Origin of the sequence: Mesorhizobium sp. C372A (assembly GCF_030323245.1) — a bacterium.
In the GTDB taxonomy this organism is placed as follows: domain Bacteria; phylum Pseudomonadota; class Alphaproteobacteria; order Rhizobiales; family Rhizobiaceae; genus Mesorhizobium.
Genome location: NZ_CP100475.1, coordinates 5,073,543 through 5,094,315, shown reverse-complemented (window position 1 = coordinate 5,094,315; position 20,773 = coordinate 5,073,543). Strand labels below are relative to the sequence as shown.

The window sequence follows — 20,773 nt, the reverse complement described above, 5'->3', positions numbered from 1 at the left end:
AAGGGGTTTTCACAATGTTTTCAGTCAATATTCTGGCCGGCGCGGCGTTGGCGCTCGGCATCACGGCCGCCTCCGCCAATGCCCAGGTGGTCGTCTCCTCGAAGATCGACACCGAGGGCGGCGTGCTCGGCAACATCATCCAGCTTGTGCTCAACGCCAACAACATCAAGACCACCGACCGCATCCAGCTCGGCGGCACGCCGGTGGTACGCAAGGCGATCACTGCCGGCGAGATCGACATCTATCCCGAATACACCGGCAATGCCGCTTTCTTCTTCGAGAAGGCCGACGATCCGGTCTGGAAGGATGCCGCCAAGGCCTATGAGACCGCCAAGAAGCTCGACTACGACGCCAACAAGATCGTCTGGCTGTCGCCGTCACCGGCCAACAACACCTGGGCGATCGCGCTGCGCAAGGAGGTTGCCGAGACCAACAAGCTGGCCACGCTCTCCGACTTCGGCAAATACGTTGCCGGCGGCGGCACGGTGGTTTTGGCGGCGTCGGCCGAGTTCGTCAATTCGGCGGCAGCCCTGCCGGCGTTCCAGACCACTTACGGCTTCACGCTGAAGCCGGAGCAGTTGATCACGCTTTCGGGCGGCGACACCGCCGCGACAATCGGTGCTGCCGCCAACCAGACCAACGGCGCCAACGCCGCCATGGTCTACGGCACCGACGGCGGCATCGCGCCGTCCGGCCTGGTCGTGCTCGCCGACGACAAGGGCGTGCAGCCGGTCTACCAGCCGGCGCCGATCATCCGCGAAGCGGTGCTGAAAGAGCATCCGGAGATCGAGACGCTGTTGAAGCCGGTGTTCGCCAAGCTCGACCTCGTCACGCTGCAGGAACTCAACGGCCGCGTCCAGGTCGGCGGCGAGCCGGTCAAGGGTGTCGCCGAGGACTTTTTGAAGAAGAACGGGTTTTTGAAGTAGTCAGCGCATAGCTGATCGTGACGCTGGTGCGAGACACCCCTCTCTGGAAGCTGCTGATCTCCCCCCTTGCGGGGGAGATGTCCGGCAGGACAGAGGGGGATGCTGTCCCGCCGACCTCACAACCGGTAGCAGGTGCGTGCCTCAACAGGGTTGCTTCCGAACAGGCCGACGCTCGAAAGCTGGCGATCCTTCACACCCCCCTCTGGCCTGCCGGCCATCTCCCCCGCAAAGGGGGAGATCGGATTTCGCGTCGGCTTTCGCCGATCACCAGCGTAGTCTGCGCAACGTGGAAAATCGCTCCTCATGAGGGGCATCCATGACCCTGCGTTTCGACAAGCTCGGCATGGTTATCGCGGCGATCGTTGCCTATGCGGCGTTTCTGGCCCCGTTCGCCACCTTCCGCGCCAATCGTATCGTCCCCGGTCAGGCGCGCTCGATGCTGGAGGCGTTGCCCGCAACGATCGGGCCGCTGCTGCTGGCAGTCGTCGTCGTGGCCGCAATTGTTGCCTTGCTGAAAACCCCGCTTGGCCTGCGCCTGGCCGCAAGCGTCGTGGCGCTCGCCGCCCTTGCCATCCTGATCGGTGTCGCCGGCACCTTCCTGATGCCGGCCGGCAACACCTTCGCCCGCATCTCGCCGGCTTCCGGGTTCTGGCTGTTGATCTTTGCCTTCACATTGTTGCTCGCCGACGTGCTGACCAGGCTCAACCTGTCGCCACCGGCCCGCGTCGGCGTGCTCGTCGTCGCGGCGCTGGCCATCGGCTTGTTGCTGATATCGGGGCAGTGGGACAGCCTGTCGATCCTCAAGGAATATGCAAACCGCGCCGATAGTTTCTGGGCCGAAGGCTCCAAGCACATCACACTGGCGCTGGGGTCGCTGGCGGCGGCGGTGATCGTCGGCCTGCCGCTCGGCATTCTATGCCATCGCGTCGAACGGTTGCGCGCCGGTGTGCTCAACGTGCTCAACATCGTCCAGACCATACCCTCGATCGCGCTGTTCGGCCTGCTGATCGCACCGCTCGGCTGGGTCGCCACCCATGTTCCGGGTGCCGCAGCGCTCGGTATCAGAGGCATCGGCACCGCGCCCGCCTTCGTTGCCTTGTTCCTCTATTCGCTGCTGCCGGTGGTGGCCAACACCGTGGTCGGGCTTGCCGGCGTACCCCGCGCGGCCGATGATGCAGCGCGCGGCATGGGCATGACCGATGGCCAGCGCCTGTTCGGCGTCGAGTTTCCGTTGGCCTTTCCGGTGATCCTCACCGGCATCCGCATCGTGCTGGTGCAGAACATCGGCCTGGCCACCATCGCAGCACTCATCGGCGGCGGCGGCTTCGGTGTGTTTGTGTTTCAGGGCGTTGGCCAGACGGCGATGGACCTGGTGCTGCTGGGCGCCGTGCCGACGGTGGCGCTGGCTTTTGCCGCGGCCATCATCCTCGACGCAGTAATCGAAATGACCGCCACCAGGCGCAGGGTTGAAACGGCATGATCGAGATCGAAGGCATTACCAAGCGCTATGACGCGACGACCGTGGTCGACGACGTGTCCATGGTCGTCCGGCCGCGTACGGTTTGCGTCATTGTCGGTACCTCCGGTTCCGGCAAGACGACGCTGCTGCGAATGATCAACCGGCTGGTCGAGCCGACCGCCGGCGTCATCAAGCTCGACGGCAACGACAACCGCACGCTGCCCGGCTACGAGCTGCGCCGCAGCATCGGCTACGCTATCCAGGGCCACGGCCTGTTCCCGCACCGCACCGTTGCGCAGAACATCGCCACCGTGCCGGTCCTGCTGGGCTGGGACAAGGACCGCATCAAGGCCCGCGTCGATGAGTTGATGACACTCTACCAGCTCGACCCCGAGGCCTATGGCCCGCGCTACCCGCACGAACTGTCCGGCGGGCAACAGCAGCGTGTCGGCGTCGCCCGCGCGCTCGCCGCCGAGCCCAATGTGCTTCTGATGGACGAGCCGTTCGGCGCACTCGACCCGATCATCCGCACCAAGGCGCAGGAGGACCTGCTGGCAATCCAGAAGCGCTTCGGCACCACCATCATCCTCGTTACCCACGACATGGAGGAGGCGGTCCACATGGGCGACAAGATCGCCGTCATGGATGCCGGAAAGCTGGTGCAATACGCCAAGCCGGAAGAGATCCTGGCGCGGCCGGCGAACGCCTTCGTCGAAACCCTGGTCGGCGCCAGCGAAAAGCCGTTCCGGCTCTTGTCGCTCGGCCGCGTGCGCGACGCCGTGGAAAAGGGGACTGCCGAAGGCGAGGCGATCCCAGGCGACGCCAGCCAGCGCGACGCGCTGGCCGAGCTTCTGTGGTCGGGCCGGCCGGCGCTGCCGGTCAAGGGCGAAGACGGCAAGCCGCTCGGCCGGGTCACCGTCGACGGGCTGGTGAAGCGCGCGGCGAGGCCGGCATGAAAGGGGCCGGTCTAAAAGCCTGGCTGCCTTCGCTGCTCAGGCTTGCCCTGGTGGTGCTTCTCATAGCCTTCGTCACCAATCCCGGCTGGTTCGAGCCGCTGTTGAAGCCGCTGACCGAAAACAATGCGCCGGCGATCTACAATCAGGGCAGCCTGCTGACGCTGACCCTGCTGCATCTCAGGACCGTGCTGATCGCTACCGTCGCCGCAACCATCGTTGCCGTGGCGCTTGCCATCCTGGTGACCAGGCCGGCGGGCGCCGAATTCCTGCCGCTGTCGCGCAGCCTGGTCAATATCGGCCAGACCTTTCCGCCGGTGGCGGTGCTGGCGCTGGCGGTGCCCGCCGTCGGTTTCGGCGAGAAGCCGACGCTGATTGCGCTGTTTCTCTACGGCCTGCTGCCGATCTTCGAGAACGCGCTGACCGGCCTAACGACGCTGCAGGGCAACATCATGGAGGCCGCGCGCGGCGCCGGCATGACCGGCTGGCAAAGGCTGATCAAGGTTGAATTGCCGCTGAGTGCGCCGATCATTCTGGGCGGCATAAGGCTGTCGGTGGTGATCAGCCTGGCCACGGCGACGATCGGCTCGACGGTTGCCGCCAAGACGCTGGGCGAGGTGATCATCGCCGGCCTGCTGTCCAACAATCTCGCCTTCGTCCTGCAAGGCGGCCTGATCGTCGCGGCCCTTGCGGTGCTGATCTATGACGGCCTTTCGGCGGTCGAACGCTACACGGCGCGCAAGATGGGGCAGGAGACTGGCGACTGACCTTCGCTGGACTGCGGGCAAGCAGTGACTGACGCAGCGTCATTTCAACCGATCTAATAGCAAGGCATCGGCCACGGGAATGTTCTGGCCTAAACTTTTGGCTGAAAGCGGGGCAAAAACCGAACAATATCTTGACGTTCCGAGCCCTGTTTCGCATACACCGCTGCGAAGGACGGATTCCGCCTAGGCTTTATCCGCTCCCCGCACCAACGGCCCAGGGAGGGGTTCTTTTGGGCCATCAATCGAGGAAAATTCGGCAATGACCATCATTTCTGCCGTCATCGCCTGCGGCTTGCTTTCAATCCTTTACGCCATCTGGGCGACACGATCGGTTCTTGCAGCCGATCAGGGCAATGCACGCATGCAGGAAATCTCCGCCGCCATCCGCGAAGGCGCGCAGGCCTATCTGGCGCGCCAGTACACCACCATCGCCATCGTCGGCGTGGTCGTGCTCGTGCTCGCCTGGTGGCTGCTTTCGATCACCGCCGCGGTCGGCTTCCTGATCGGCGCCGTGCTTTCGGGCGCCGCCGGTTTCATCGGCATGCACGTCTCGGTGCGCGCCAATGTGCGCACCGCGCAGGCGGCGTCCAACAGCCTCGCCGCCGGTCTCGACATCGCCTTCAAGTCGGGCGCCATCACCGGTATGCTGGTGGCTGGCCTGGCGCTGCTCGGCGTGTCGATTTACTACTATATTCTGACCGGCCCGATGGGCCTGCAGCCCAATGACCGCATCGTCATCGATGCGCTGGTTTCGCTCGGCTTCGGCGCTTCGCTGATCTCGATCTTCGCCCGTCTGGGCGGCGGCATCTTCACCAAGGGCGCCGACGTCGGCGGCGATCTCGTGGGCAAGGTCGAAGCCGGTATTCCCGAAGACGATCCGCGCAACCCGGCCACCATCGCCGACAATGTCGGCGATAATGTCGGTGATTGCGCCGGCATGGCCGCCGACCTCTTCGAGACCTATGCGGTGACCGTCGTTGCCACCATGGTGCTGGCTGCCATCTTCTTCGGCGGAACCGCCGCTCTGGGTGCGGCGATGCTCTATCCGCTCGCCATCTGCGGCGCCTGTATCCTGACCTCGATCGTCGGCACCTTCTTCGTCAAGCTCGGTTCCAACGGCTCGATCATGGGCGCCCTCTACAAAGGCCTGATCGTCACCGGCCTGCTGTCGATCGTCGGTCTCGGTGTCGCTACCTCGGCAACCGTCGGCTGGGGCGAGGTCGGCACCGTCGCCGGCATGACCATCATCGGCAAGAACCTGTTCATCTGCGGCCTGATCGGTCTCGTTGTGACCGGTCTCATCGTGGTGATCACCGAATACTATACCGGCACCAACAAGCGCCCGGTGAACTCCATCGCCCAGGCCTCGGTGACCGGTCACGGCACCAACGTCATCCAGGGACTTGCGGTGTCGCTGGAATCGACCGCACTGCCGGCAATCGTCATCGTCGGCGGCATCATCTCGACCTACCAGCTCGCCGGCCTGTTCGGGACGGCGATCGCGGTCACCACCATGCTCGGCCTGGCCGGCATGATCGTCGCCCTCGACGCCTTCGGCCCGGTCACCGACAATGCCGGCGGCATTGCCGAAATGGCCGGCCTGCCCAAGGAAGTGCGCCACTCCACCGACGCGCTCGACGCGGTCGGCAACACCACCAAGGCGGTGACCAAGGGCTATGCCATCGGTTCGGCCGGTCTTGGCGCGCTGGTGCTGTTTGCGGCCTATTCGAACGATTTGAAGTTCTTTGCCGCCAATGGCGACAAATATCCATACTTCCAGGGCATGGGCGATGTCTCCTTCGACCTCTCCAATCCCTATGTTGTCGCCGGCCTGATCTTTGGCGGCCTGATCCCGTACCTGTTCGGCGGCATCGCCATGACGGCCGTCGGCCGCGCGGCGGGCGCCATCGTCGAGGAGGTGCGCAAGCAGTTCCGCGAGGATCCGGGCATCATGGCCGGCACCTCCAAGCCGAACTATGCCCGCGCCGTCGACCTTCTGACCAAGGCGGCGATCCGCGAAATGATCATCCCCTCGCTGCTGCCGGTGCTGGCGCCGCTCGTCGTCTATTTCGGCGTGCAGCTGATCTCGGGCTCCAAGGCGTCCGCCTTTGCGGCACTCGGCGCCTCGTTGCTCGGCGTCATCGTCAACGGCCTGTTCGTCGCCATCTCGATGACTTCGGGCGGCGGCGCCTGGGACAATGCCAAGAAGTCGTTCGAGGACGGTTTTGTCGACAAGGACGGCGTCAAGCACCTCAAGGGGTCCGAAGCGCACAAGGCTTCGGTCACCGGCGACACGGTTGGCGATCCCTACAAGGACACCGCCGGCCCGGCGGTCAACCCGGCAATCAAGATCACCAACATCGTGGCGCTTCTGCTGCTGGCCGTGCTCGCGCACGGCTAAGGCAACGCCACTGCTTCAGGAACAAACCCGCGGGAGCGATCCCGCGGGTTTTTGTTTGAGATTTACGCTGGTGGCAGTCAACCCTCATCCGGCTCGGTCCCCACATCGCCGCGCTTGCTGTAGCGATCCAGCAATTCGCTCACGCCAGGTTCGCGCTCAGGCATCGGCGCCAGGCCACGCAGGCGCCGCAGCTTGGCAAGGAAGGCGCCTCGCTTATACTTGCGGCGGAAGGCGCGGGCGCGGGGATGGATGCCAAGAGCCGCCATCAGCCTGCGCCTGAGATAACTCGATGCCGCCAGGCGAATGGGTTCGCCCGCGCAGCCAAGGATTTTCACGCGCAAGGCGTCCGGCGTCTGCATGGCATCCAGAAGATCCTTCTGTTCCTGCGCATTGTCGCCGAGATAGGAACCCTTGCGTATGCCGGAATGCAACTTGATCACCGTGAGGTGCGGCATCGTCGCGATCACCGCGCCCTTTCGCCATGCCCGAAACAGCCAGTCCTGCGAGCTTTCGCAAAAGCACTGGCTGGCGGGTCGCCAAGGTCCGAGCAGGCTGAACGAAGCGCGGCGAAACATGTGTGCCGAGCCAAATCCTTCCGTCGTGACGGGGTCGTAAAAACCATCCTTGCCGATCCCGAAGATCGAATTGACAGGATTGCCGGCCGCCGACGGCGGCTGGATGACGGCACCGCGCGCCAGTACCACGTCGGCGCCCGAGGCGTCGATCCAGCCGGTCATCGCCGCCAAATGGTCGGGAAACCACAGATCGTCGTGGTTGAGCAAGGCGACGAAGCGGCCACGCGCCCTGGCAAAGCCGATATTGTTGGGACCGGACTGTTCGCCGAAATTGACGGGAAGATCGATGTAGACGATGCGGGCATCGTCAAATTCAGCGACAACGGCCGCCGTATCCGGCCTGCAATCGTCGCCGATGACCAAGGCTTCCCAGTCTTGCAACGTCTGGCGCATGACGCTGGTCAATGCCTGCCGCAGCGCTGCCGGCCGGTTGTGCGTCGCGATCACGATCGAGACCAGCGGTTCGCCGCCGGCCTGGTCGCGCTGCGCCGATGCTTCCACGCTACACCAGTCTGTAGGGAATGTGGTCGGTGTCTGGCGGCAGGCGCCAATGGTCGGGCTGATCGTAGGCATAGGCCTTGTCGACGAGATTGAGCAGCACCGCCGTCTCCGCTCCGAGCGAGACAACACCATGCCATATGCCGGGCGGAATGATGACGACCGCCGGGCGCAGCGGGCCGATAATCTTGTGCCAGACGGCGCCGAAGGTCGGCGAGGCCTTGCGTCCGTCAAACAGCGAAATGCGAACGCTGCCGACGCAGCAGAACAGCCGGTCGGTCGTCACCGCATGGGCATGCCAGCCCGTCACCGCGCCGGGATACAAGGTGCGTTGGAAGACCTGGCCGACCGGCTCCGAATCGAGCTCCCACTCCTCGCGAAAGATCTCGGTCAGATAGCCGGTGGAGGTTGCGACCGGCCTTATCTCCTTGACCCTCACGCCATCGATCGCCACCGGCTCGATGGGCATCCAGTCAGGCGTGACCACCTGGCCGTCAGCCGTTCCGGTCGCCATCCAGCCTGTCGGTTTTGTCCGGGTTTTTTCCGGCACGGATGCTCCTCCCAATTCAGCGTGATGCGCCATTGGCCAGCACGGTCTGATACGAATTTGACCGGTCGCTGGCAAGTACGCGTCAAGGTTTGCTGATGGGTTTCGATCTCACGGCACTTGATGTTTTGATGCAATCGGAGAGCCGCATTGCCCAAAACATCGTTCCGTTCTGCCCAAGCCCGGACCGTTCGCCTGCTTTAATACCCCGGCCATGGCCAGGACATTGCGATCGACGCGGTGTCTGCTCGCCCTCGCGGCGATTTCGGGCAGGGAAAGGCATTTCGGCAGGAAAAGACATGGACATGTTTTTGATGACGGCTTCGCTTGCGCTGGCTGGAATTATTGCCGGCATCTACGTCTCGGGCGTAATCCACGATTTTCGCATCGATGATCTTACCGCCGGCCAGTACATGGCCATGCATCAGATGCGCGACCGGACGTTTACCCGGGTGATGCCGGTCGTCAGGCTGACGACGCTGGTGCTGATCGCGGCGACGGCGATGTTTGCGGTCGATGCCGGCCTGCCGCGCATCCTGACGATCGTCGCCGCGGCGCTGGTGGTGATCGACATTGGCTTCACCGTCAGCCGTCAGGTGCCGCTCAACAAACAGGTGCAGAGCTGGACGCCGGTGACCATCCCCGATGATTGGGCGCAGACGCGCGACAGCTGGGCGGCCAACCACAATCTGCGCCTTGTGCTTGGACTGGCCGAATACGCCTGCCTGTTTGCCGCGGTCATCCTGACGCTCAGCCGGTGATTCAGTTTTCGCGGAACGCCGCGGCATGGGTCGGCACTTCTGCCGGCCGCCGCCGTTGAAAACAGGAGTATTGCCATGCTGCACCACGCTTCATTCAACGCCCGCGATCCGCAGGCCGTCGCCAGCGTCCTTGCCGAAATGCTTGTCGCCACCGCGGTTCGTGCGCCGTCGCCGCCATTTCCTGAGGGAGCATGGTTCGTCTGCCTCGGCGACGATTTCGGCTCGCTGATCGAAATCCTGCCGTGCGGCACGGTTCTGGACCAGCAAGCGCCGCTCGGCATCGGCTTCGACCCGAACATGCGCCTGCGCTCCGGCTCGCATGTGCTGCTCAGCACGCCCAATTCGACCGAAACCATCCAGGGCATTGCCGCCCGCATGGGCTGGCATAGCGAGCTGATCGATGCGCGCCTGTTCAAGGTGCTCAAGGTCTGGGTCGAGGACGAAACCCTCGTCGAATTCCTGACGCCCGAGATCGCACCGCTGTACCGCGCGACATTCGGCTGGGGCGGCATGGCGACACTCGACGCCAAGCTGCGCGAGCTGGAGAGCCAGATGGCGGCAGCGCTTGCCGCCAAGGCCGCGAACCAGTCGGGCCGCAAGGATGACCAACCGGCCGGTGCAATGAGTCCGTGAGCACCGGGGGGCGCCTTCTGCTGACCTCCCAAGGAGAGTTCCCAAACGGCCGCCGAGGTCAACCGGCGCCGGCGCTGTCGCCGGCTTCCGCCTTCAGCCAGTTGATGAACGATCTGGCAGGCTCCCAGGCGGAGATGGACGGGTGGACGACGACGTAGTGGTTCCAGTTCGTCGGTATGTCCGTTGTCAGGAGGCGGACGAGCCTGCCGGTGCGCAAATCGCTCTCGACCAGCGACTTCCTCGCGATGGCGACGCCCAGACCGCTCGCCGCCGCTTCGACCGCCAACAAGGTGCCATTCAGATTCATGCCGTCGCCAACCGTATCCAGCGGCAGATTGTTTCTCTCGAACCAGTGGCGCCAATTGGCGCCGCTCTCGTCATTTTCGGCCGTCGTGTCGAGGATGCGGAACAGTCGCAGCACATCGTGCTGGTCTCTGACCGGGCCGTTGGCGGCGAGATAGTCGGGACTGACGACAGGAAAGATCGCATCTGCCATCAGCCATTCGGTCTCGACGGCCGGATAGTGTCCGCCGCCGAAACGCAATGCGATGTCGACTGTTCGCTGCGAAAGGTCGACGACTGCAAGATCCGCATTGATGTCGATCTCTGTTTCGGGATGCTTTTTGCGAAACCTGTGCAGGCGCGGGGCCAGCCAGCGTACGGCATGCGAAGGAATGGCAGTGACCCTCAGCCTCGTGCGCTCGTTGCGCGCGACACTCGCGACCGTGCTCTGGATTTCCAGCAATGCGCGTCGCACGCCCGCGGACAATCGTTCGCCTTCAAGCGTTAGTTCGACGCGGCGGACATGGCGGGTGAACAGAAGCACGCCGAGATCGGCTTCGAGATCGGCGATGCGGTGGCTGAGCGCGCTTGGCGTAACATTCAGCTCATCGCCGGCGCGCTTGAAGCTGCCCAGCCGGGCAATGACCTCGAAAGCACGAATGGATTCCAATTGTGGAAGCCGTCTTGTCATTTGCCGTTACCCGATCCTGCCCATGGGTTCCTTAGCATGAATGAACAAAGCTCATCCATAGCTTCGTAAATAGTCTTTTGTCCAAGTGCGCAAATCATTGTAGCCATCCAGTGCCCCCCGATTGCCGCCGTCGGATGAGAGGCCGTTCATGGAACGAGCCTCGACTACGAACGACAGTGAAATGAAGACAATCGCTTGGGAGTACCCCATGACTATTCGACCCCCCGAGTTTGCGTATGCGCGCTTTTCGACCGCCATGTGGCCGCGAGCGGAATGGCGAAACGTCTATTGCGACCTGTTGCGCCGGATGGTGACCGACATGGATTTTAACGTCACGGAGGAAAAGCTCTCCGTCGACGCGACCATCCTGCGGCTGCCGGGCGTCGGCATTGCCGATTCGAGGACCACCGCCTTCCGCACCATCCGTTCCAGCGCCATGGCCAAGGGGACCGATGACTACATTTTCTTCATGTGTCTGGAGGGCGCTGCCACCTTCTCGCATCTCGGCCGCGAGGCCAGCATCGAGGCCGGCCAGGCAATCCTTCTGTCCTCCTCTGATCCGCATGTGATCGAGCGGGCGATGTCGCGTCATCTCTTCATCACCATCCCCAAGGCAGCGCTCGGGCCCATGGCTGCGAATGCGGATGCCGCCCTGATGACGCCGATGTCATGCGTGGGCGAAAAGTTCTTGCTGCTGACCAGCTATGTCCGTCTGCTGATGCAGGAGCCGAACCTGGCCGCGTCCGAATTGCGCTGGCTTGCCGCCAAGCACATACAGGACCTTGTCGCGGTCGTGATCGGGGCAACGCAGGACGCCACCGAGGTCGCCGCAGGCCGCGGCATACGCGCCGCGCGGCTGCGCGCCATCAAAGCCGATATCGAAAGCAATCTGGCTTCCGGCGATGTCGGGTCCGACGCGCTGGCCGGGCGCCACCGCGTCAGCGCGCGCTATATCAGAAAGCTGTTCGAGGGTGAGGGTACCTCGCTGTCGCAGTTCGTGCTTGGCCGGCGGCTGGCGCTGGTTTGCAGCAAGCTATCCGACCTGCGCCTGGCACACCGCACCATCGGCGCCATCGCCTTCGACGCCGGCTTCGGCGATCTCTCGACCTTCAACCACGCCTTCCGCCGGCATTTTGGCATGACGCCTTCGGAAGCGCGGCAGAGTGCGGCTGTGCACCGCGCCTCGCTGGAGCCCGGCGGCCGAACAGGCCACGCGCGGCAAAGCGCGACGGGTGTTGCGGCCGCATGACCTCAAAACAAAAGCCCGCAGGATCGCTCCCGCGGGCTTTTGGTCGCCTGAGATGGTGTCGCTTCGGGGGAAGCAAAAATCTGAGGAAGGCGGTCGCTTCTTAGGCGCCGCCGCCAGGAATGGGGGGCGCCAGTTTGCTGGCGCCTTTGATGATCTGGCTGAGGAAGTTCTGGTCCTTGCCGCCGGTCGGCGTGGTGCGCGAGATGAAGTCGAAAATCTTGCCGTCCTTCAGACCGTAATTGGCAATCTGGGTGACGCGCCCGTCCTCGCCAAAATACACCGCGAGCACTTTCTGGTCGACCAGGCGCGGCTTGTCGAAAGCGACATAGCGCTTGCGCGTCTGCGAAATGTAGTAGAACGCCTCATTGTCGAAGGTGGCTTTCGTCGATGGCGTGCCGAGCGCCAGAAGCACCTGTTCGCGGCTGGAGCCCAGCGGCACCGAATCGACCGCCTGCTGGTCGATAACATAGCCCTGCGTCAGCGTCTCGCTAGGGTTAAGGTCGCCGAACATCTTGGACGAATTGCAGCCCGACAGCGCGGAAGCCACCAGCACCAGCGAAACCGCGGCGGTGGCCCCAGGCAGAAAAGTCGACTTGAATTTCAGCGCGCGCAACAACAACTCCATTAGCTGGCCGCAACTTGCGCTGGGCGGCAAAACCGGTAAACCAGCTTGCTTGCCGATGCAACAAGGCCCATTCAAACAATCGGTCCCCAGGAGACCACCCTCAATGTTCCAGCGCCTTTTTGGCCGCGAACGCAACGCCAACCGCGCTATCACCGAGGCGCTTTACGCACAAATCGTGGCGGCGGCGCGGCAGACCGTGTTTTATTCCCACTGGAATGTGCCGGATACGCCGCTCGGCCGTTTCGAGATGCTGTCGCTGCATATGTTCCTGTTTCAGCACCGGCTGCGCGGCGAAGAGGGCGTCGCGCATGAGGTCGCGCAGGTGCTGATCGACGAGTTCTTTCTCGATGTCGAGCATTCGCTGCGGGAACTGGGCGTTGGCGATGTCGGCGTGCCCAAGCGCATGAAGAGGCTGGCCAAAATGTTCTACGGCCGTACCGCCGCCTATGACGACGCGCTGGAACGCAGCGACCGCGACGCGCTTGCTGCCGCCCTGGCGCGCAATGTCAGACCCGATGCCGGCGCCTGGCCGCAAGCCTTGCCGCTGGCGTCCTATGTAATCGATGCCGCAAGGCAGCTTGAAGCACAGCCGTCCGAATCGATCGTTTCCGGTGCCGTGGCGTTTCCCGTCGCGAAAGCGGATGAGGAGGGGAGACCAAGATGAAACATGTGGACACGCCTAGCCCGGTCTCATTCGCGGCCAATGTCGGCCGCCTGCCGCACAAAGGTTTGCAGGTGGTGATCGACGCCGACGCCGCGCAGCGCGCAACGCTTGCGCGCGAGCACGAGCTGCTTTCGGTCGAAAACTACCGTGCTGAGCTTTTGGTGGCGCCGTGGAAGCGCAATGGCGTCAAGGTCAGCGGCCGCGTCGAGGCTGATATCACCCAGGCCTGCATCGTCACCCTTGAGCCGGTCGCGGCCCATATCGACGAGGAGGTCGAGGCGCTGTTCCTGCCGGAGCAATCCAAGCTCGGACGGCAAGGGTTCGAAGGCGGCGGCGAGATCCTGCTCGACGCCGACGGGCCAGACGGCCCGGAAACATTCTCCGGCGACACGATCGACGTCGGCGCGCTCGCCGAACAGTTCTTCGGGCTGGCGATCGATCCCTATCCGCGCAAGGCAGGCGCCTCTCTCGATGCCGCCGGCCCGGACGAGCCCGTCGAGAATGAATTCCAGCAAAAGCTGCGATCCTTGCTTGGAAAATCCTAAAACACGAAGCGATCGGAGAAAAGCCGGTTGTGCGGCAGCCCAAAACCGCTATTTTCGCCGAACCTTCGCGAGCCCCCGAATTTCGCGAGTTTAGTATTTCTTTCGCGGGCCATGTGCCCTGGCCCAAGCTAGTGAGATAAAGACCGCGTGATCAGGATTTCCATCGATGCCATGGGTGGCGATCACGGGCCAAACGTGGTCATCCCGGCACTCATGACGGTCGCCGTCAGGCGTCCCGACATCCGCTTCGTCATATATGGGCGCGAGGAATTGGTGCGCCCCGAACTCGCCAAATTCCCCAAACTGGCCGAGGTCAGCGAGTTCCACCACTGCGAAGTCGCGGTCAGGATGGACGACAAGCCGAGCCAGGCGCTGCGCCACGGCCGCTGGAAGTCGTCGATGTGGAAGGCTGTCGAAGCAGTCAAGAGTGGCAGCGCGCAGGCCTGCATTTCGGCCGGCAATACCGGCGCGCTGATGGCGATGTCGAAATTCTGCCTGCGCACGATGGCGACCATCGACCGTCCGGCGATCGCGGCGATCTGGCCCACGATGCGCGGCGAGAGCGTGGTGCTGGATGTCGGCGCCACCATCGGCGCCGATGCGCACCAGCTGATCGACTTTGCCATTCTCGGCACCGGCATGGCGCGCTCGGTGTTCGGCATCGACCGGCCGAAAGTCGGCCTGCTCAATGTCGGCGTCGAGGAGATCAAGGGACAGGAAGAGGTCAAGGAAGCCGGGCGCATGCTGCGCGAGGCCAACATGGCCTCGATGAATTATCATGGCTTCGTCGAGGGTGACGACATCGGCAAGGGCACGGTCGACGTGGTCGTCACCGAGGGCTTTGCCGGCAACATCGCGCTCAAGACGGCAGAAGGCACTGTGCGCCAGATCTCAGGCTATCTGCGCGCCGCGATGAACCGCACGCTGATGGCCAGGATCGGCTATGTCTTCGCCAAGGGCGCTTTTGACCGCCTGCGCGAAAAGCTCGATCCGGGCCGCTCCAATGGCGGTGTTTTCCTGGGTCTGAACGGCATCGTGGTAAAGAGCCATGGCGGAGCCGATTCGGACGGTTTCGCGGCGGCCATCGAGCTTGGCTACGACATGGTGCGCAACAATCTGATCGACCGCATCGAGGCCGATCTCGACCTGTTCCATGCGCGCAACCCGCATGCCCAGGCAAACAGGAAATCCGACGCCACCGTCGACGAAAAGGAATAGGAAAGAGCTTTGATCAGATCAGTCGTGCGCGGCACCGGTGCTGCGCTGCCCCGCCGCATCATGAAGAATGCCGATTTCGAAGGCATGGTCGAGACCTCGGACGAGTGGATCGCCCAGCGCACCGGCATCCGCCAGCGTCATATCTCCGCCGATGACGAGACGACGGCGTCGCTGGGCGAGGCGGCGGCGCGCGCAGCGCTCGACAATGCTGGTCTTACGCCTGCCGACATTGATCTGATCGTGCTGGCGACCTCGACGCCCAACAACACCTTTCCGGCGACCGCCGTCGAGATCCAGAACCGGCTCGGCATGCATCACGGCTTTGCCTTCGACCTGCAGGCGGTGTGCTCGGGCTTCGTCTATGCGGTGACCACCGCCGACCTCTACATCAGAGGCGGCCTCGCCAAGCGCGTGCTGGTGATCGGCGCGGAGACCTTTTCTCGCATCCTCGACTGGAGCGACCGCTCGACCTGCGTCTTGTTCGGCGACGGCGCCGGCGCGCTGGTGCTGGAAGCGGATGAGGGCACCGGCGGCATTGCCGACCGTGGCGTGCTGGCGATGAGCCTGCGCTCCGACGGCGCCCACAAGGACAAGCTTTTCGTCGATGGCGGTCCCTCGACCACCGGCACGGTCGGCCATCTCAGGATGGAAGGCCGCGAAGTGTTCAAGCACGCCGTCGGCATGATCACCGATGTCATCGAGGCGACGTTTTCGCAGGCCGGCATAACCGCCGACGACCTCGACTGGTTCGTGCCGCATCAGGCCAATAAACGCATTATTGACGCTTCGGCCAAGAAGCTCGGGATTGCTGAGCAAAAGGTGGTGGTCACCGTCGATTTGCACGGTAACACCTCGGCTGCTTCCGTGCCGCTGGCGCTTTCGGTGGCCGTCGCCGACGGTCGCATCAAGAAGGGTGATCTCGTGCTCCTGGAAGCGATGGGCGGAGGCTTCACCTGGGGCGCGGTTCTCGTTCGCTGGTAAGTGCCGAACGGTCCGGTTTCGGTCCTTGACCTTGCCGGATCAATTACTTAGGCTCTGCCTTTACCTGTATCGATTTATGTTTTTTGAACTGATGGGACGGTCGCATGGGGGGAAAGACACTTACGCGCGCCGACCTTGCCGAAGCTGTTTACCGTAAGGTCGGCTTGTCACGCACTGAATCGGCAGAACTCGTCGAAGCGGTGCTGGACGAAATCTGCGAAGCCATCGTACGCGGCGAGACGGTGAAGCTGTCGTCCTTCGCCACCTTCCACGTCCGTTCCAAGAACGAACGCATCGGCCGCAATCCCAAGACCGGCGAGGAAGTGCCGATCCTGCCGCGCCGGGTGATGACCTTCAAGTCGTCGAACGTGCTGAAAAGCCGTATCCTGCGCTCGCACCAGAACAGCAAGGCCAAGGGCGGCAAATAGGTTCTGCCGCAGGCTTCGGTTGAAAACGCCGGGCCGTTTTGACGCCGGGCTTGAATATTGTTTCATAAACCGCTGAAATGATACCCGATTCGGTAGACTGGGCCGGATCGCCGTCCAGCGAGAGGATTTCGCCCATGGACAAGAGCCCCGACGCTTTCCGCACCATCAGCGAGGTCGCGGAGGATCTCGATCTGCCGCAGCACGTGCTGCGCTTCTGGGAAACCCGTTTCAACCAGATCAAGCCGATGAAGCGCGGCGGCGGCCGCCGCTACTACCGGCCACAGGATGTCGAACTGATCAAGGGCATCCGCCACATGCTCTACGACCAGGGTTACACGATCAAGGGCGTGCAGAAACTGCTGCGCGAGAACGGCAACCATTTCCTGGTCGCCATCGGCAATGGCGACATGGCTGCCGTCGAAGCGATCTCGCAGCGCAGGCAGGCCGATCAGGTGCCGCTGACGCCAGCCGCCCAGCCGCGCGGCATGGATGACGAGATGCTGGTCGGCCAGCCCAAGGTAAAACCCAGCCGCCGCTTTTTCGGCCTGGGCAAGACCGAGGAGGAAGGTCCGGTCCAGCCTGGCGCATCGAAACTGTCGCGCGACAACCGGGCCTTGCTGCAGGAGGCGCTGTTTGACCTCCTGGAGTGCAAGCGCCTGCTCGACCAGGTGCGCTAACCTTTCCGCTGCCCTCGGGCAAGCAGACCGGAACCGGTTCTGCGGCCATGCGTTTGGCCTTCTCTCAAAAGAAGGAAAAACAATCATGGTATCGCTTTCGACCCTCTCCGATCTCGATCTCGAAAAGCAGGTCGCGACCCTTTCCAAAGAGCTCGCCGCGTTGCGCAAAGTCGTGGCCAAACGCGGCGGTGCTTACTACGAGGACGGGCGCGATGCCGCTTCGGACTATTATGGGCAGCTTGCCGACCTTGTCAGCGATGCGCTGCCGGCGATCAGGAAGCAGGGCAGGGCGATCGAAAAGACGGCGCGCGATCGTCCGGCAACAGCCGCTGCTGTTGGGTTGGTCGTGGTCGGCCTTCTCGCCAGCCTGTTGCTCAGCCGGCGCTAAAACAATTCACGAAAACAAAAAGAAAATGGCGGCCGTCCCGCGGACGACCGCCATTTCCCTGATCTGCGGCCGATTACTTGGCGAGCTTGATCTTGGCCTGCGGCGAAACCTGCGCGGTCTGGCTGCACTTGCCATAGACAGTGCCATTCTTGTCCGTGGCGTCGGTATAGGTGCCTTTGCACTCGATCGAGAGCACCAGGCAATGACCGGAGCCCTTGCAAACCGCGCCGCCGTCGCCCGTGGGATGCGTGCCGTTGGCGAAAGCCGAGGTCGGAACGGAAGCCGAACCGAAGGCCGAGACGATGAGGGCCGCGGCGAGCGTGATGCGCTTGAAGTTGGTCATTTGAGCATTTCCTTCTCTGGATCGAGGATCGCCACCATGGCGTCCTTCTGTGTTGGGATCGCCTTCTCGGCGTCCATGCCGGTTAGTGCGGCCTCCAAAGCAAAGGTCCATGCGTGGTTCGAATTTTCTTCGCGTTTTTTCGCGACGTCGATTTTTAGCCTTCGCCAACGGACGGCGCCTGGCGGGGGCGGCATCGATCATGCATTTTCGCGTGAAGGCCGCTGACGTAGCGGCGCGGCATCCCATGCGAAGGTCACACCGTGGCGTGCCCAAATGGCCGGCCAAGACCGAGTCCGCGCCCGGCTCTTGTCAGGTGGCGGCAGCAGTCATTGCCGCCACTTGGCACCGCGCTTTCTGCCACTCCCGGCTGCGACTATAACGCCAGTCCAAAGGTACCGGCGGAGGAGACGGGCGTGGTCGCAAATTACATCGACGAGTTCATCATGTTCTGCGCTGGGCTGTGGATGACAGGCGTTGGTTTTGGGCTGCTCCAAAGTCCTTTTCAGGCCCAGAAAGGTCAGCAGCCATGGTGGCTGCAGGTCGCGAAGCATTTCAAATGGATGGGACCGCTTTTGATTTTGATCGCAATAGTGCTCGCGTTCGCGGCGCCGTCCTAGCGGGTTCCGGCAGCATTGAGGGACCCGTGGTGTCCTGCAGCTGGCAACCGCTGTGTTGTCGGCCTTGCGCCTGATACGTTCGTTGGGGTGCGCTGTGGTTGCTCGCGTTCTGGCGCATCGGCGCCATCGAATCCTGCCTTCAGCTTTTCCACGTGTCGCCTGGCAAAAACCAACGGGAAGGCGGCCTTGGCGAGGACTCCAGGGCCAGCCTTCCCGTTGGGCAAGTCGGCCGTGTCAGGCCTTCTTGGCCTCCACCTTCTTGTGGTGGTAGTGGTGGTAGTGGTGGTGGTGGTGGTGATGGTGATGGCGGTGATGCTTGTTGTGATGATGATGATGGTGGTGATGCTTCTTGTGCAGCGGTGCTGCGTCGGCGCTGCTGGCGCCGATGAGCGGCAGAGAGACAGCCAGGGCAAAAGCCAGCCCGAGAGCCGACAGGAGGGACTTCTTCATGACTTCGTTTCCTTTTCTGCGCGGGCTGAATTTGGCCGTCACCGAGCAAGATCGGTGCCGGTGAACCCCGCAGTCATGACTATCGCCTCCGAACTTTTCGACAGTTTTTCCGGACTGTAGAATTTTGTTTCTGGATTGTGTCTGGCGGCTTCGTCGGCAACTTACATCGGCGGAATGACGCCGTTGGTGCCGACAACGACCCGGCCCGCGGTCAGCTTGCCGTCGCTGCCGCGCTCGGCGTTGACGAACACCACAGCGCCAGGCTTGAGGTCGGCGGGCGTCGCCGGCGCGAAGGTCACCACCGGCGTCGTCTGCGGGATCGCGATCTGCTTTTTCTGGCCATTGTCGTAGGTCAGCATCACCGTGCGATCTGCAATCTCGGTGACATCGGCGACCGTGCCGTTGGTCATCCGGCTGTTGGGCTCGAGATCCCACGGGCGGTCGCCTTCGCCGGCGCCCTTCAGCGCGGCCGGGAAGATCACCACCTCAAGCGCGCCGCTGCCGCCATCGGCCTTCGAAACAGAGGCAATGCCGAGGAAATCGCCTTGCTTGATATCCCCGGCATCCGCCTTGGCGACGCCGGAAATCTTCCACCCTTCAGCCAGCGCGATGGCGTCGGTAGCGCCTTCGCGGGTCTTCACCGTCAGCGTCGCTCCGGCAAAGGCGGTCACCGTGCCGCGAATGCGCACGGCCTCGGCGGCTTGCGCCGCGACCATGCTCGCGCCAGCGAGGCCTGAAATCGTGGCGAGCACGATGGCTGATGTCTTGAATGTCATGGATCTGATCCTCTTGGGAAAAGCTGGCCCGATGCGGCTGCCAGCAACATCAGGTTAACGCGCGAGCGGCGCAAAACCGCTGAACACTTCGGCGTGCGGCCCTTCAAAAGAACTTGATTGGGAGATCGGGGCGGAGATCCTATATGTGCCCTGGCGCCTGCGGTTTTGACGCCGGTTCACGATGCTGTGACGGTCGGTTTGGGCCTTGGCAAATCGCCGTCAAGCGGGCATTGTCCCGGCTCTCAGGCAACACCCTATCATTTGATCCAAAACTCTTTAGCCCCATGGAGTTGCCAATGCCCCAAACTGCAAAACACGAACCCTTCTCCAGGCTGGCGGCCGATGTTGCGGCCGACGTTGCGCTCGAGCACCCCGGCCTCAAAGCCATCCGGGAGACAAAGGGATACAGTATTGAAGAGCTTTCCCTGACCTGCGGTCTGTCGACCAGCGAGATTGCCGACATAGAGAGCGGCAAGGACACCGATCCGACGAAACTTCGCCGGATCGCCGCAGCATTGCAATTGCCGGAAACGGCCCTGATCGATGCCCCGGCGCCCACGGCGCCTGTGGAAAACCGGTCCGTTTCATAAACAACGGCCAAGCGTCGTTCAACAAGCCCGCCATGGTTTGCCCTGGCGGGCTTGTTGCATTCGCCCAACGGCGAATGTCACTTCTTGCTCGGATCGTCCGCCGGGTTGACGTAGGTGATCGCGAACGGCCCCTCGCCATGAACCTGGACGATCGTAGCGCTTGTCGTCCAGGCGTAATGGTTCATTCCCTGTGGGGCTACGCCGAAGCCGCCGGCGGTCAGTTCGATGCCCTTGGTCTCGTCGAGCTTGTCGCCCATGCCGATATGAAAATTGCCGGAAATCACCGTCACATATTCCGAGGTGGGATGGTTGTGCGCGGCAATCCTGTAGCCGGCCGGCAGCTTCAACCGCAGCACGTAGATGCCATCCTTCGAGGGGTCCCCGGCTATGACAGCCATGTCCGCGCCGGCGGGCAAGACAGCAGGAGCAGGGCCCCATTTGATGGCGTCCGCGTTTATCGGCATGTCGTCGGCAAGCAGCGGCGCCGTCCCGATAAGCAGCAGCGCCAGAGCCGAGGCGAGCTTGAGCATGATGATCTCTCCGGTTGGTCGTGGGAGCACAGCATCAGCGCCGGCCCTGATCCATTGCGACCTACCAAGGCAGCAGCCCGAACACATCTCCCGCACGGGGGATGCGCCTTGCGTTGCTGACATGCGGCGCGACCCGCCTGGCCTGGTATCGCTGCAGCCGTCGAGGGGCGGGGAAGTTGCCGCCGACCGAGCGTGAAGC

Annotated in this window: 26 protein-coding genes; 17 read left to right on the top strand and 9 right to left on the bottom strand. The window is 63.1% G+C overall.

What is annotated here, in order from left to right:
- Positions 1-14: 14 nt before the first annotated feature.
- The 5 genes from osmF to NLY42_RS24480 all read left to right on the top strand — a co-directional run bounded on the left by osmF (position 15) and on the right by NLY42_RS24480 (position 6,506).
- Positions 15-926: a glycine betaine ABC transporter substrate-binding protein OsmF gene (gene osmF / locus NLY42_RS24500; protein WP_023753651.1), complete on the top strand. Its 912-nt coding sequence runs from the start codon at positions 15-17 to the stop codon at positions 924-926.
- Positions 927-1,242: 316 nt separating this feature from the next.
- Positions 1,243-2,406, top strand: coding sequence for an ABC transporter permease (locus tag NLY42_RS24495; RefSeq protein ID WP_023753650.1), 1,164 nt, complete (start codon positions 1,243-1,245; stop codon positions 2,404-2,406).
- Entirely contained in the window at positions 2,403-3,341 is a 939-nt protein-coding gene (locus NLY42_RS24490; protein WP_023753649.1) for an ABC transporter ATP-binding protein, read from the top strand. The genes NLY42_RS24495 and NLY42_RS24490 overlap by 4 nt, the downstream gene beginning before the upstream one ends.
- On the top strand, positions 3,338-4,105 hold the full coding sequence (locus tag NLY42_RS24485) for an ABC transporter permease (protein WP_023753648.1): 768 nt from the start codon (positions 3,338-3,340) through the stop codon (positions 4,103-4,105). The genes NLY42_RS24490 and NLY42_RS24485 overlap by 4 nt, the downstream gene beginning before the upstream one ends.
- Before the next feature lie 259 nt (positions 4,106-4,364).
- Positions 4,365-6,506: a sodium-translocating pyrophosphatase gene (locus NLY42_RS24480; RefSeq protein WP_023689501.1), complete on the top strand. Its 2,142-nt coding sequence runs from the start codon at positions 4,365-4,367 to the stop codon at positions 6,504-6,506.
- Positions 6,507-6,583: 77 nt separating this feature from the next.
- On the opposite strand, the gene NLY42_RS24475 is transcribed toward NLY42_RS24480, so the two are convergent.
- Positions 6,584-7,582: a glycosyltransferase family 2 protein gene (locus tag NLY42_RS24475; protein WP_023753647.1), complete on the bottom strand. Its 999-nt coding sequence runs from the start codon at positions 7,580-7,582 to the stop codon at positions 6,584-6,586.
- 1 nt (position 7,583) lies between these two features.
- The gene (locus NLY42_RS24470) at positions 7,584-8,129 is read right to left on the bottom strand and encodes a dTDP-4-dehydrorhamnose 3,5-epimerase family protein (RefSeq protein WP_245263480.1); all 546 of its coding nucleotides are present in this window, start codon (positions 8,127-8,129) and stop codon (positions 7,584-7,586) included.
- Positions 8,130-8,425: 296 nt separating this feature from the next.
- On the opposite strand from NLY42_RS24470, the gene NLY42_RS24465 reads away from it, so the two are divergent.
- Positions 8,426-8,887: an anthrone oxygenase family protein gene (locus NLY42_RS24465; RefSeq protein ID WP_023727523.1), complete on the top strand. Its 462-nt coding sequence runs from the start codon at positions 8,426-8,428 to the stop codon at positions 8,885-8,887.
- Between the two features lie 75 nt (positions 8,888-8,962).
- Entirely contained in the window at positions 8,963-9,520 is a 558-nt protein-coding gene (locus NLY42_RS24460; protein ID WP_023705063.1) for a hypothetical protein, read from the top strand.
- A gap of 58 nt (positions 9,521-9,578) precedes the next feature.
- Here NLY42_RS24460 and NLY42_RS24455 read toward each other — a convergent pair whose 3' ends face one another.
- Entirely contained in the window at positions 9,579-10,493 is a 915-nt protein-coding gene (locus NLY42_RS24455) for a LysR substrate-binding domain-containing protein (protein WP_023753646.1), read from the bottom strand.
- Between the two features lie 208 nt (positions 10,494-10,701).
- Between NLY42_RS24455 and NLY42_RS24450 the strand changes: the two genes are divergently transcribed.
- Positions 10,702-11,742: a helix-turn-helix domain-containing protein gene (locus NLY42_RS24450; protein ID WP_198032064.1), complete on the top strand. Its 1,041-nt coding sequence runs from the start codon at positions 10,702-10,704 to the stop codon at positions 11,740-11,742.
- A 100-nt stretch (positions 11,743-11,842) separates the two neighbouring features.
- Here NLY42_RS24450 and NLY42_RS24445 read toward each other — a convergent pair whose 3' ends face one another.
- A complete protein-coding gene (locus NLY42_RS24445; protein WP_023753644.1) occupies positions 11,843-12,355 on the bottom strand; it encodes an outer membrane protein assembly factor BamE in 513 nt (170 codons plus the stop codon).
- Positions 12,356-12,470: 115 nt separating this feature from the next.
- Between NLY42_RS24445 and NLY42_RS24440 the strand changes: the two genes are divergently transcribed.
- From NLY42_RS24440 to NLY42_RS24410, 7 genes are all read left to right on the top strand, one after another.
- Complete coding sequence (locus tag NLY42_RS24440; RefSeq protein ID WP_023753643.1) at positions 12,471-13,031, top strand: ubiquinol-cytochrome C chaperone family protein; 561 nt, start codon at positions 12,471-12,473, stop codon at positions 13,029-13,031.
- On the top strand, positions 13,028-13,576 hold the full coding sequence (locus tag NLY42_RS24435) for a YceD family protein (RefSeq protein ID WP_023753642.1): 549 nt from the start codon (positions 13,028-13,030) through the stop codon (positions 13,574-13,576). The genes NLY42_RS24440 and NLY42_RS24435 overlap by 4 nt, the downstream gene beginning before the upstream one ends.
- Before the next feature lie 147 nt (positions 13,577-13,723).
- Positions 13,724-14,794 (top strand): phosphate acyltransferase PlsX, encoded by a 1,071-nt coding sequence (gene plsX, locus NLY42_RS24430; protein ID WP_023669372.1) that lies wholly within the window; start codon positions 13,724-13,726, stop codon positions 14,792-14,794.
- 9 nt (positions 14,795-14,803) lie between these two features.
- Positions 14,804-15,775, top strand: coding sequence for a beta-ketoacyl-ACP synthase III (locus NLY42_RS24425; protein WP_023669373.1), 972 nt, complete (start codon positions 14,804-14,806; stop codon positions 15,773-15,775).
- 104 nt (positions 15,776-15,879) lie between these two features.
- Positions 15,880-16,203, top strand: coding sequence for an integration host factor subunit alpha (locus NLY42_RS24420; protein WP_006201891.1), 324 nt, complete (start codon positions 15,880-15,882; stop codon positions 16,201-16,203).
- 134 nt (positions 16,204-16,337) lie between these two features.
- On the top strand, positions 16,338-16,880 hold the full coding sequence (locus NLY42_RS24415) for a MerR family transcriptional regulator (RefSeq protein ID WP_023669374.1): 543 nt from the start codon (positions 16,338-16,340) through the stop codon (positions 16,878-16,880).
- A gap of 85 nt (positions 16,881-16,965) precedes the next feature.
- Complete coding sequence (locus NLY42_RS24410) at positions 16,966-17,268, top strand: hypothetical protein (protein WP_023669375.1); 303 nt, start codon at positions 16,966-16,968, stop codon at positions 17,266-17,268.
- A gap of 73 nt (positions 17,269-17,341) precedes the next feature.
- Here NLY42_RS24410 and NLY42_RS24405 read toward each other — a convergent pair whose 3' ends face one another.
- Both NLY42_RS24405 and NLY42_RS24400 read right to left on the bottom strand, forming a co-directional pair.
- Complete coding sequence (locus tag NLY42_RS24405; protein WP_023669376.1) at positions 17,342-17,611, bottom strand: hypothetical protein; 270 nt, start codon at positions 17,609-17,611, stop codon at positions 17,342-17,344.
- Positions 17,608-17,805 carry a hypothetical protein gene (locus NLY42_RS24400; RefSeq protein ID WP_031244599.1) on the bottom strand — a complete coding sequence of 66 codons (198 nt, stop codon included), beginning with the start codon at positions 17,803-17,805 and terminating at the stop codon, positions 17,608-17,610. The genes NLY42_RS24405 and NLY42_RS24400 overlap by 4 nt, the downstream gene beginning before the upstream one ends.
- 219 nt (positions 17,806-18,024) lie before the next feature.
- Between NLY42_RS24400 and NLY42_RS24395 the strand changes: the two genes are divergently transcribed.
- On the top strand, positions 18,025-18,228 hold the full coding sequence (locus NLY42_RS24395; RefSeq protein WP_023669377.1) for a hypothetical protein: 204 nt from the start codon (positions 18,025-18,027) through the stop codon (positions 18,226-18,228).
- A gap of 234 nt (positions 18,229-18,462) precedes the next feature.
- Here the strand turns inward: NLY42_RS24395 and NLY42_RS24390 are convergent, their stop codons facing one another.
- Positions 18,463-18,678 (bottom strand): hypothetical protein, encoded by a 216-nt coding sequence (locus NLY42_RS24390; protein WP_084779748.1) that lies wholly within the window; start codon positions 18,676-18,678, stop codon positions 18,463-18,465.
- A gap of 161 nt (positions 18,679-18,839) precedes the next feature.
- Complete coding sequence (locus NLY42_RS24385; protein WP_023753640.1) at positions 18,840-19,454, bottom strand: hypothetical protein; 615 nt, start codon at positions 19,452-19,454, stop codon at positions 18,840-18,842.
- Positions 19,455-19,750: 296 nt separating this feature from the next.
- Here NLY42_RS24385 and NLY42_RS24380 point away from each other — a divergent pair, with 296 nt between their 5' ends.
- Entirely contained in the window at positions 19,751-20,044 is a 294-nt protein-coding gene (locus tag NLY42_RS24380; RefSeq protein ID WP_023682373.1) for a helix-turn-helix domain-containing protein, read from the top strand.
- Positions 20,045-20,121: 77 nt separating this feature from the next.
- On the opposite strand, the gene NLY42_RS24375 is transcribed toward NLY42_RS24380, so the two are convergent.
- Positions 20,122-20,574 carry a cupin domain-containing protein gene (locus NLY42_RS24375; protein WP_023730864.1) on the bottom strand — a complete coding sequence of 151 codons (453 nt, stop codon included), beginning with the start codon at positions 20,572-20,574 and terminating at the stop codon, positions 20,122-20,124.
- Positions 20,575-20,773 lie beyond the last annotated feature (199 nt).

Bases quoted from the DNA above. Each gene is read 5' to 3' on its own strand.
- NLY42_RS24490 (WP_023753649.1), top strand. From the start codon at position 2,403: ATGATCGAGATCGAAGGCATTACCAAGCGCTATGACGCGACGACCGTG.
- NLY42_RS24480 (WP_023689501.1), top strand. From the start codon at position 4,365: ATGACCATCATTTCTGCCGTCATCGCCTGCGGCTTGCTTTCAATCCTT.
- NLY42_RS24380 (WP_023682373.1), top strand. From the start codon at position 19,751: ATGCCCCAAACTGCAAAACACGAACCCTTCTCCAGGCTGGCGGCCGAT.
- NLY42_RS24415 (WP_023669374.1), top strand. From the start codon at position 16,338: ATGGACAAGAGCCCCGACGCTTTCCGCACCATCAGCGAGGTCGCGGAG.
- NLY42_RS24420 (WP_006201891.1), top strand. From the start codon at position 15,880: ATGGGGGGAAAGACACTTACGCGCGCCGACCTTGCCGAAGCTGTTTAC.
- NLY42_RS24450 (WP_198032064.1), top strand. From the start codon at position 10,702: ATGACTATTCGACCCCCCGAGTTTGCGTATGCGCGCTTTTCGACCGCC.
- NLY42_RS24455 (WP_023753646.1), bottom strand. From the start codon at position 10,493: ATGACAAGACGGCTTCCACAATTGGAATCCATTCGTGCTTTCGAGGTC.
- NLY42_RS24485 (WP_023753648.1), top strand. From the start codon at position 3,338: ATGAAAGGGGCCGGTCTAAAAGCCTGGCTGCCTTCGCTGCTCAGGCTT.
- NLY42_RS24390 (WP_084779748.1), bottom strand. From the start codon at position 18,678: ATGAAGAAGTCCCTCCTGTCGGCTCTCGGGCTGGCTTTTGCCCTGGCT.
- NLY42_RS24440 (WP_023753643.1), top strand. From the start codon at position 12,471: ATGTTCCAGCGCCTTTTTGGCCGCGAACGCAACGCCAACCGCGCTATC.
- NLY42_RS24465 (WP_023727523.1), top strand. From the start codon at position 8,426: ATGGACATGTTTTTGATGACGGCTTCGCTTGCGCTGGCTGGAATTATT.
- NLY42_RS24385 (WP_023753640.1), bottom strand. From the start codon at position 19,454: ATGACATTCAAGACATCAGCCATCGTGCTCGCCACGATTTCAGGCCTC.
- NLY42_RS24400 (WP_031244599.1), bottom strand. From the start codon at position 17,805: ATGCCGCCCCCGCCAGGCGCCGTCCGTTGGCGAAGGCTAAAAATCGAC.
- NLY42_RS24405 (WP_023669376.1), bottom strand. From the start codon at position 17,611: ATGACCAACTTCAAGCGCATCACGCTCGCCGCGGCCCTCATCGTCTCG.
- NLY42_RS24435 (WP_023753642.1), top strand. From the start codon at position 13,028: ATGAAACATGTGGACACGCCTAGCCCGGTCTCATTCGCGGCCAATGTC.
- NLY42_RS24375 (WP_023730864.1), bottom strand. From the start codon at position 20,574: ATGCTCAAGCTCGCCTCGGCTCTGGCGCTGCTGCTTATCGGGACGGCG.
- NLY42_RS24460 (WP_023705063.1), top strand. From the start codon at position 8,963: ATGCTGCACCACGCTTCATTCAACGCCCGCGATCCGCAGGCCGTCGCC.
- osmF (WP_023753651.1), top strand. From the start codon at position 15: ATGTTTTCAGTCAATATTCTGGCCGGCGCGGCGTTGGCGCTCGGCATC.
- NLY42_RS24410 (WP_023669375.1), top strand. From the start codon at position 16,966: ATGGTATCGCTTTCGACCCTCTCCGATCTCGATCTCGAAAAGCAGGTC.
- NLY42_RS24495 (WP_023753650.1), top strand. From the start codon at position 1,243: ATGACCCTGCGTTTCGACAAGCTCGGCATGGTTATCGCGGCGATCGTT.